General features: G+C 41.4%; 8 protein-coding genes and 1 pseudogene. 1 reads left to right on the forward strand and 8 read right to left on the reverse strand.

The genetic code is table 11. The features are described from left to right. The first annotated feature begins 270 nt into the window (after positions 1 to 270). Positions 271 to 456, forward strand: coding sequence for a hypothetical protein (locus FTV32_RS14875; RefSeq protein ID WP_180029050.1), 186 nt, complete (start codon positions 271 to 273; stop codon positions 454 to 456). A gap of 25 nt (positions 457 to 481) precedes the next feature. Here the strand turns inward: FTV32_RS14875 and FTV32_RS14880 are convergent, their stop codons facing one another. The 8 genes and pseudogenes from FTV32_RS14880 to FTV32_RS14915 all read right to left on the reverse strand — a co-directional run. Beyond that, complete coding sequence (locus FTV32_RS14880) at positions 482 to 1,897, reverse strand: efflux transporter outer membrane subunit (RefSeq protein WP_035270151.1); 1,416 nt, start codon at positions 1,895 to 1,897, stop codon at positions 482 to 484. 12 nt (positions 1,898 to 1,909) lie between these two features. Then, positions 1,910 to 3,886 carry a MacB family efflux pump subunit gene (locus FTV32_RS14885; protein ID WP_180029051.1) on the reverse strand — a complete coding sequence of 659 codons (1,977 nt, stop codon included), beginning with the start codon at positions 3,884 to 3,886 and terminating at the stop codon, positions 1,910 to 1,912. Positions 3,887 to 3,888: 2 nt separating this feature from the next. Further along, positions 3,889 to 5,241, reverse strand: coding sequence for a MacA family efflux pump subunit (locus tag FTV32_RS14890; RefSeq protein ID WP_035270155.1), 1,353 nt, complete (start codon positions 5,239 to 5,241; stop codon positions 3,889 to 3,891). Between the two features lie 123 nt (positions 5,242 to 5,364). Then, positions 5,365 to 6,351 (reverse strand): DNA polymerase III subunit delta, encoded by a 987-nt coding sequence (gene holA, locus FTV32_RS14895; RefSeq protein ID WP_035270157.1) that lies wholly within the window; start codon positions 6,349 to 6,351, stop codon positions 5,365 to 5,367. A 6-nt stretch (positions 6,352 to 6,357) separates the two neighbouring features. Further along, positions 6,358 to 6,921 (reverse strand): LPS assembly lipoprotein LptE, encoded by a 564-nt coding sequence (lptE, locus tag FTV32_RS14900; RefSeq protein ID WP_035270158.1) that lies wholly within the window; start codon positions 6,919 to 6,921, stop codon positions 6,358 to 6,360. 243 nt (positions 6,922 to 7,164) lie between these two features. Continuing rightward, the gene (gene leuS, locus FTV32_RS14905; RefSeq protein WP_035270159.1) at positions 7,165 to 9,786 is read right to left on the reverse strand and encodes a leucine--tRNA ligase; all 2,622 of its coding nucleotides are present in this window, start codon (positions 9,784 to 9,786) and stop codon (positions 7,165 to 7,167) included. A 122-nt stretch (positions 9,787 to 9,908) separates the two neighbouring features. After that, positions 9,909 to 10,268 (reverse strand): DUF4124 domain-containing protein, encoded by a 360-nt coding sequence (locus FTV32_RS14910; protein WP_035270161.1) that lies wholly within the window; start codon positions 10,266 to 10,268, stop codon positions 9,909 to 9,911. A 157-nt stretch (positions 10,269 to 10,425) separates the two neighbouring features. Continuing rightward, positions 10,426 to 10,583: pseudogene (locus FTV32_RS14915) on the reverse strand (IS5/IS1182 family transposase); the annotation flags it as partial.

A 10,583-nucleotide genomic window follows, 5' to 3' on the forward strand; every position in this document is an offset into this window, starting at 1 on the left:
CTCGGTTAATTAAGGCGCGGTTATAGGATGACCAATTGGTTGTACGGTAGATTTTAGAGGCAGGCTTATTCATTTTGAAATTATATTGCTGAATAAGCTTTTGATGCTAGGTTTGTGCAACAAAGCCTTTTATAACTGCTAGTTTATTTATACCTTTGTATTTGTTCTCAACAGGTTTTACGGTTGAAAATATATTAATATTATTATTAATATTAATATCGTTTTTTTTTCATATTATTATATTTGATAAAATGGGCTATAGTGCCAGCAATGAAATTATCGGAAATTTCTGAAAAAGTTTTTGAAAAATATGATTTTAATGATATAGAAAATATATATTTACTCTCTGCTCGTTATAGGGATAAAAATGAGCGAAGATTTCTAGAATCTGTTTATGAATACAGACGTGTGATTGAAGATGATCCATACCCCGAAAGCTATATAGACGATAAATAAAAAAAGCCCTTTCGGGCTTTTTTGTTTAAGGCAATTGCTGAATCGGACTGCCACCCAATGCTTGCAGTAACGTCACATAAGCATTGTACTGAGTCTGTTTGGCTTGAACCAAACTCAAACGTGCTTCACGAGTAGTACGTTGTGCATCGATCAAATTCTTCAGCGCAATTGCACCATTCTTATAACGCACTTGCGTGAGTTGTTCCGTTTTCTCAGCGAGTTGAACATTACGTTCTTGTAAAGCGACTTGTTTGTCTATTTCATTGCGTGCAGATAACGCATTTTCAACATCGGCAAAAGCTTTGTATAAGGTCTGACGGTATTGAATAATTGATTTTTCATAATCCAATTCGTTCACACGTAAATCACGTTTCATGTCATTCCATTGCAAGAAGGGTAGTGTAAGACCCGCACCCAATATTGCAGCAGGATTAGACAGCACATTACTCAGCGAAGTGCTCGAGCCTCCAGTAGTTATACTACCCGTTAAATTAATCGAAGGGTAATAACTTGCTTTATTCGCATCTTTATTGGCAAGTGCTTTGCGTAAACGTAACTCGGCTGCTTGCAAATCAGGACGGCGCGATAAAAGCTCAGCTGGTAAGCCCGATTGAATTTGCGGTAGGGCAGAGTGTGGTAAGCGCTGTGGCTCCGAGATATTCAACTGTTGCACAGGTTGATTGAGCAATACCGCAAGAGCAGTTCGAGTTTCAACTTTTTGCTGTTCGATCTGGCTTAACGAAGCTTTTTGACTTTGAACCGCTTGTTCAGCTGATGTTAAATCAAGACCTGATACCGCCCCAGCTCGATATTGAGTTTGCACTAATTCATAAGTTTTCTGCGTACTCGCCAAATTTTGTTGAGCCACAGATAGGCGTTCATTGAGATATCCCAATTGCCAATACAATTGTGCAGTTGTCGCAATCAGGCTTTGTGCAGTGGCTTGTAAATCCTGCTCTGTCGCAAGCGCTTCCCATCGAGATGCTTCAGTTTCATTGGCTAATTTACCGAACAAGTCTAGCTCATAGCTTAAGCCGGGATAGTTCAGTGAAATACCATTTGAAGAATCACCATCACCATCTAAACTAAAACGATGACCGACCGATGCACCTGCATTGCCAATACGCACACCTTGCTGACTTTCAGATTGCTTGGCTTGAAGGCGTGCTTGTTGCAAATTAATCCCTGCAACAGCTAAATCGGTATTTCGTGCAATCACTTGTTCAACCAATTGATTGAGTTGTGCATCACCAAATAATGTCCACCATTGATCATGAAAAGCCTGTTGGTGGATATTTTGGCTGAGTTGTTGGCTGTTTTGAAAGCCCTGTGGAATATTGACTGAAGGAGCTTGATAAGGCGTTTTCACTACAGCCGCACAGCCGACTAAAGAGCCTGTTAATGCTAAGGTCATGAACAGTTTATGAAGTTGATTACGCATAGTTATACCTTATTATTCTCTTGACAGTGCATCGACAGGATTTAAACGAGCAGCATTTCGTGCTGGGATAAAACCGAATACGATCCCGATTAAACTTGAACAAACGAATGCAGCTATTATTGATGTGGTTGAATACGCCATTTGGAACGTGCCACCAGCAAAGTGTGTAATCAGCTGACCAATTCCCAGTGATAATAACACCCCAAGGATACCGCCTAAAATACAGACCAATACGGCTTCAATCAGGAATTGTTGCAAAATATCGCTTTGTCGAGCACCCACGGCCATTCGCACACCAATTTCTTGCGTTCGTTCAGTGACAGACACCAACATAATGTTCATGACACCGATACCACCAACGACTAAAGAAATCACAGCAATCGCAGAAATGAGTAAAGTCATTGTAGCGGTAGTTTGCTGGATGGTTTCACGAATACTGTCCGCATTTTGAGTGAACACGTCTTGCGCCCCGTGGCGTTGAACGAGTAAATTCAAGATTGCATTTTCAGCAGCTGTACTTGAATATTCATCTTTTACACGAACGATGATGCTCCTCACATTCGACTGTCCAAGCATTCGACTCATGACGGTTGAGTAAGGGAGATAGACATTGAGACTATCTGAATTACCCATTGCACCTTGTTGAGCATCTACGATACCAATAATACGACTAGGTACACTGCCCAATAGAATTACTTGACCAATAGGATCCGTACCATCGCTAAAGAATGTCTTTTGGGTATTGGTATCAATCACAACATCTTGGGCTTGTTCAGTAACACTATGTTTGTCAAATGGTTGACCTGATTTAAACGTTAAACCACGCACGTAGAAAAAGTCTTCGCTGACACCATTGACCGTTGTGGATGCCTCTACATCTTTATATCTTCCTGTGACAGAACTATTGACTGAAGGACTGACTCCATCGACGTAAGGCTGTTCCGCTAATGCATCCGCATCAGCAGGGATTAAGGTCTTGGCCTGAGAAGATCTGGAGTTATCACCAAAACCACGTCCTTGGTAGACCGTAATGGTATTGGTCCCCAAACTACTAATATTTTCTAAAATTTGTTTTTGTGATCCATTTCCGAGTGCGACAACCGAAACGACAGATGCGATCCCGATAATGATTCCGAGCATAGTCAAAAAAGTACGCATTCGATGAGCATTCATGGCCAGAAGTGCCATGCGGAAAGCTTCACCTAAACGGTCTAAAGCTGAATGCCAAGACGATGTTTTCTTTTGCTCAGCACGAATCAATTCTTCACGTTCAAAGCCATCATCAATATCAGGAACATTGGGTTCATCTGAAATAATATTACCGTCTGAAATCTCAATAATACGAGTCGCATTTTTGGCAACATTGTGATCATGAGTGACGAGAATGATGGTATGACCTTTGGCATTCAGTTCGCGTAAAATACGCATCACTTCAATACCGCTGTTTTTATCTAATGCACCCGTAGGCTCATCGGCGAGAATAACATCACCGCCATTCATCAATGCACGAGCAATCGAAACACGCTGTTGCTGACCACCCGAAAGTTGACTTGGGCGGTTTTGGGTTTTTTCACCTAGACCTAAATCGGACAAAAGCTGAACCGCACGATCATGGCGTTCAGAAGCCTCAGCGCCGGCATAGATCGCAGGGACTTCGACATTACCAGCTGCATTTAAGTCTCCAAGTAAATGGTAGCGCTGGAAGATGAATCCGAAATATTCACGGCGTAATTGAGCAAGTTCATCAGGTTCTAGCTCACGTGTTTCGCGGCCCTTAACCTTGTAGCTACCATTGGTCGGTTTATCTAAACATCCTAAGATGTTCATCAGTGTTGATTTTCCTGAGCCTGATTGACCTACAATGGCAACCAATTCTCCAGGATAAATCTCAAGATTTACCCCTTTTAGAATTTGCACAGTAGATTCACCAGCAGGGAATTCACGGGTCAGGTTTTTGACCTCGAGTAGAGGTGTTCTCGTCTGACTCATAATTACATTCTCATTGGACCAGCGCCACCACGTGCGCCACGTTTAGCTGAGTCATTTGATGAATCAGAGCCATCCGCAATTACAACTTTATCGCCTAATTTTAAACCGCGTAAAACTTGTGCTGTTGCACGGTTATTTAGACCGATAAGAACAGGGGTCGGTTTGGCTGTGCCATCTGCTTGAAGTACGCGTACCATAGCCATGGAAGCTTTACCTTGATCGACTAATTTCTTTTCCTCAGCGGTTAATTCTAAACGCTTAGGACGATCAGCTGATGAACGTTCGGCACGCCCTTCACCACGAGCTTGTTCATTACGTTCTTGTGCATTGGAACCCGCATTTGCACCACGCTGGCGAGCAGGACGATTAGAGCTTTGAACAGCAGAAGATGGAATAGTCAGTGCATTCTTTACTTCATCTAACACGATATAAACTTGAGCAGTCATATCAATACGCAATTTTCCATCTTCATTAGGAACATCGAATAGAGCGTTGTAATACACAGCTGTGCTTGATGAAGATGAATTTGAGTTGTTGGTTTCTGTATTGATTGAGTTAGGTGCAGGTTCAACTTGACGCAGTGTTGCGTAATGCTTTTTCTCGCTATTACCTAAAGTAGTGAAATAAACAGTTTGACCTTCCTCAACACGCATAACATCTGCTTCAGAAATTTCAGCCTTAACCGTCATGGTGTCAAGTTTTGCTAATTTCACGATGGTTGGCGCGCTTTGATTCGCGTTCACTGTTTGACCTTCTTCAGTCACAATTGCCACAATTGTGCCATCCATCGGAGCAACGATACGGGTATAGCCTAAATCTTCTTTGGTCGTCGCCAGTGACAATCGAGATTGCTCGATTTGAGCATTCATCGCGACGATATCGGCTTGAGCAGTTTTATAACTTGCTAATGCGGACTCATATTCGGCACGAGAAGTTGCATCTTGGGCATACATGGCTTTTTGGCGATTATATTCCGCCTCAACTTTAGTCAGATTTGCTTGTTTGACTGCCAATTGAGCCAACTGATTTTTAATGCTGGCTTCAGCTGTTTTTAGATCATTTTCCTGACGAACGGAGTCGATTTGAGCAATCAGTTGACCTTGTTTGACTTGGTCGCCCAATTGCACATACATTTTTTTCACCTGACCTGAAACCTGTGCACCAACGCTAACCATTTTGGTCGCTTCTAATACACCTGTTGCAAGGACAGAGTTTTCAATATCACCACGTGTCACTTCAGCGGTAATAAACTGAGGTTGCTCATCTTTAGGTTTAAAGAAATACCAAGCTAAAGCGATAGCTGCAATCGTAATGATCGCGATGATAATCAATTTCGTTGGTTTTATTTTTTGCATGGCGATATTGAAAAATGACGGAAATTAAGCGAATTATAATGATGAAATAAGGATAAAAAGTGTATTTTTCTTAAATAAAATCAATAATCATTTTTATAGTTATAAATAGACCTTGCTCGTTAACTAAGCAAACAAGGTTTTTCCACATAATTCAGCAATGGCTTGTTGCATGAGGTGTTCTGGATTTTCATTATTTTTGCCTTTGATGGCAGCATCGATTCTTAATAGCAATTGTGGCCATGTGAGAAATTGCTTGGGATTAAGACGTCTCAAGGCTTGTTGATAAAGACTGACTTTGGTTTTCCAGATGCCGAGTTGTAATGCATTTTGTGGTTGCTCAAAAAGTTGCATCAGTAAGCGCATTTCTTTGCTTACCGTCCATAATACTAAACTGTGTGGTTCGCCAGCTTCGACTAAATATTGGTATATTTTGATCGCTTGACTTAGGTTGCCTGAAATTAATGCATCGCTTAAGTCAAAAGTGGTATAGCGTGATTGATCTTGTAAGCATTCGAGCAAATGTTGCATTTCAAGATGCTGTACATCGGGGAACGTGTCTGCCAGACGCATTAAGCTGTTTTTAGCAGCCAATAAATTATGTTCGTGGTGGACTTCGAGCCATTGCCATGCATCTTGGCTCAGTTGAATCCCAATTTTATCAGCTTCTATGCTGAGTATACGCTGACGATCTTGCGCATAAGTTGCTGTAAGAGGAACCAAGACGCCATTGGCTTCAATCGTTTGAAAAAACGCCGACTTTAAGCTACTGCTATCTTGCTTAGGCATAATGATCAACAACAAGTTGTGTTCATTATGCTGGATATAATGCTTGAGTAACTTTAACGCATTGGCATCTGGCTTAATGTTGCCATGGACCTCTACTGCGAGATTTTGTGAAAAAAGAGAAAGGCTGTTGAGTGCATTAAATACATTTTTCCAATCAGCAACGCTTTGGATGTCATAGCGTTCTCTTTCCACGTGATTGATGATCCAACTTTGACGGAAAGCATCTAAAAGATTTTGCTCAAGTAAAGGTTCTTGACCATGTAATACCCATGCACCACGTGCTTCGTTTACACGTTTTAATGCTTGTAGATAATCTAACTTCATTCTGAGTTACGGATTTTCAGAGGCAGTAGGTTCAAAAGTTTGTTGCACAGGTAACAGTACATTTGCTTCTGCTTTTGGCAGACGGTTTGCAGCAATTTGACGAGAGATCTGTTGAGCAACATCGTCAATTAAGATTTCACTGAGATATTTATTTTGTTGATCATCTGTGTTCACGGTTGCAACATTATATTGATATGTACGTGTCGCAGTTAAAGTTCGAGGTTTTGTCACCAAGTTACCTTGACGATCTTCGATTTGGAAAGTCACAGAAAGTCTGAGTAGAACTTCAATGAGTTTGCCGTTGAGCTCATGGCGAATTGGCTTATAGTCAATGATACGCAATACATATGCATCGTTAGAGTTACTTAGTTGCACACCTGCAGCAGTGAGATAAACACTGAGTTTACGCTCTAAATCAGAAGTATTGGCAGGGAGTGCTAATTCAAGCTTTGTATAAGCCAGTGGCGTTGAAGTTGGATTGGTCCCTTTTAGATGAAATCCACAGCCGACCATAGTTGCGCTTAAGCCTAAAGTTAGAACAGCAATAGCTAAACGTTTGCTCAAATGCATTGTAGATCCTCTGTGTATTTCCTGAGACTCAGGATAAATTTTGAATATTCTGATTGTATGTGCAAAGCCCGTTGACTGGCAACGGGCTTTGTTTGGGAATTGTGAAATCCTTATATTCCCCTCTTTTTAAAAGAGGTGAGAAGCAATGCTTCGCAATGGAAATTAAATCCCTCCAAACCTCCCTTTCTTGCGCTTTGATCTAAAGCTGTGCTTTATATCTTACTCAGGGAGGCTTTAAGGTTCTTAAACCACCAAATTCACTAATTTATTCGGAACAACGATTTCTTTCTTGGTTGGACCTGTTAAGAATTGTTGTACTTCAGGCAATGCTTTTGCTTGCGCCAGAATGTCATCTTTCGATGCATCTACAGACACTTCAAGTTTGCCACGAAGCTTACCGTTCACTTGAACCACAATGGTTTGTGTATTACGTGTTAATGCAGATTCATCCACTTGAGGGAATAATGTTGCATTTAACTCGATACCAAACTGCGCCAATAACGTTTCACTTAAATGCGGTGCAAATGGAGCAAGTAAAGTTAAAAGCGTTGTAATAGATTCACGTGCAACAGCAACATCGTTGTCATCTTTCGCTTCAAACTTATTGTTTGCATTCAGAAGTTCCATCATCGCTGCAATTGCAGTGTTAAATGCATGACGACGTTCGATGTCATCACCCACTTTTTGGATGGTTTCGTGAGTCTTACGACGTAAGTCTTGAGCCGCAGTTGAAAGCGCAGCTTTATCAATCGCTGATGCAGTATTACCTTGTTCAAGGAAACCAGTTGCCAAGCGCCATACACGTTTTAAGAAACGGTTAGCACCTTCTACACCTGCATCAGACCATTCTAAAGATTGATCTGGTGGAGCAGCAAACATCATAAATACACGTGCCGTATCTGCGCCGTATTGGTCAATAATAGATTGTGGGTCGATACCGTTATTTTTCGATTTCGACATTTTTTCTTGACCGCCAACGATAACGTCTTGACCATCACCTTTGTATTTTGCAGATGTGATACGACCTTTTTCATCACGCTCAAGTTCGATGTCAGCAGGGTTGAACCATGTTTTCTTACCTGATTCAGATTCGCGGTAATAGGTATCAGCAAGTACCATACCTTGTGTTAACAAGTTGGTGAATGGTTCGTTGCCTTGCACTACACCTTCATCACGCATCAATTTGTGGAAGAAGCGTGCATAAAGTAAATGTAGAATCGCGTGTTCAACACCACCGATGTATTGGTTTACAGGTAACCATGTTTGACCTGCAGCAGGATCCACCATGCCGCCAGTAAAGTCTGGAGATGCATAACGTGCGTAGTACCAAGAAGATTCTACGAAAGTATCTAGCGTATCTGTTTCACGACGAGCATCGCCACCACAGCTTGGGCAAGATGTTTCATAGAACTCAGGCATTTTGTTCAGTGGGTTACCTGAACCATCTGGAACCACGTCAGTTGGAAGAACCACTGGAAGTTGATCTTCAGGCACTGGCACTTGACCACATGATGGACAGTTAATCATTGGAATTGGACAACCCCAATAGCGCTGACGAGATACACCCCAGTCACGTAGACGGAATTGAACTTTTACATTCGCAAGACCTTGTGGTTCTAATTTTGCTAAGAATGCATCAAATGCACCTTGGAAGTCTAAACCGTCAAATTCGCCTGAATTGACCAATTTACCTTCTTTTGAGCCGTACCATTCTTGCCATTCTGTCGCAGAGAATTCAGCATCATCAGCGCCTTTGGCATCAATGACTTGCTTAATAGTTAAGCCATACTTATTGGCAAATTCGAAGTCACGTTCATCGTGTGATGGAACCGCCATCACCGCACCTGAACCGTAAGACATCAATACATAGTTTGCGATCCAAACAGGAACTTCTTCACCTGTGACAGGGTGCTTCACAGAAAGACCTGTTGCCATGCCTTTTTTCTCAGCAGTTGCAAGGTCAGCTTCTGCCACTGAACCCATACGGCATTCTTCGATAAATGCAGCAAGTTCAGGGTTATTTTCCGCAGCTTTTAATGCCATTGGATGTTCTGCTGCAACTGCAACATAAGTCACACCCATTAAGGTATCGGCACGTGTGGTAAATACTGTTAAACCATCTGCATAAACGTCTGGGTTCGCTGAAGGGAAGGTGATTTCCATCCCTTGTGAGCGACCAATCCAGTTACGTTGCATCGTAAGGACTTGTTGTGGCCAACCGTCTTTGAGTGTGTCTAAATCGTCAAGTAATTCTTGCGCATAGTCGGTAATGCGGAAGTAGTACATTGGAATATCACGTTTTTCTACCAATGCACCTGAACGCCAACCACGACCATTTTCTACTTGTTCATTTGCAAGTACAGTTTGGTCTACAGGGTCCCAGTTCACTGTTGAAAGCTTACGATAAATTAAGCCTTTTTTATAAAGCTGAACGAATAACCATTGTTCCCAACGATAATATTCTGGTGTACACGTTGCAAATTCACGATCCCAATCAACCGCAAGACCTAATTTTTTAAGCTGATTACGCATGTAATCGATATTTTCAAAGGTCCATTTTGCCGGTGCAACTTGGTGTGCAATCGCAGCATTTTCAGCAGGTAAACCAAACGCATCCCAACCCATTGGTTGTAATACAGTTTCACCTTTGAGACGGTGGAAGCGGCTGATCACGTCACCAATCGTGTAGTTACGTACATGACCCATATGCAGTTTGCCACTTGGGTAAGGGAACATCGAGAGGATATATCGACGTGGACCTTCTACAGTGTCGGCAACTTTAAAGGCTTTGCGAGATTCCCAGTTCTGTTGAACTTGGGGCTCAATCGCACTGGCTTGGTATTCAGAGTCAATGTGAGTAGTCATATACGTAATACAAGAGAACGGTTAAAAAATTTAGCGCACAGCATAGCGCAAAAAGCACCTAAAAGTGAATTTTACAGACTGAAAATGGATGCAAAACTTAAATTAAGATCAAAAAGACAAATTCACTCATTTGAAACTTGAGTTTCGCTTAATGGAGCAGCATTTGTGTTTTGTGACTCAGTATTTGAAGCACTGTTTGTTTGCTGTTGCGTTGGTATCGTTTGAGTCTGTGAGGTTTGAGGAGCTTCGGTCTGGTTTGAATTTGCATTGACAGATGTTGTCGGTGCTTTCCAACCATATGTTTCAACTTTACCTTTCTTTTTTGCTGATTTTGGTGGTGGGGTGGTGGTGTAGTGGGTTGAGCCATTTTGATCGACCCATTTGTAATATTCTTTTGCCTGCACCATAGATGAACAAATAGAAACGAAAACGACCGTTGATGCTAAACAAGAAAGTTTTAAAGATGATGCTAGTGAATTCATGACTTCACCTATAAAGAAATATGAGGGGAGTGAGTTCTTTTACACGTTTATATCGCAGCATTTTGCTGGATACTGATGAAGATTAATTGGTTTTATTTTAATCAAAAAAATCATTTTGCGTATAAAATGTTTTATATAAGACCTCTTGCGAAAGTCGTTATTGCAAGTTCATCCGATTTACCAGTGCTGCGATTAAGTTAATGCGTAAACCGAATCTTTTCCGTCTATTTCGATAGCGTTCACTTAATATTCTAAATGTTTTCAATTGACTATTAATATGTTCGATCACAACTCGTATTTTTCCAATCATTTTAT

This window comes from Acinetobacter sp. YH16032, assembly GCF_013417345.1.
Taxonomy (GTDB): domain Bacteria; phylum Pseudomonadota; class Gammaproteobacteria; order Pseudomonadales; family Moraxellaceae; genus Acinetobacter.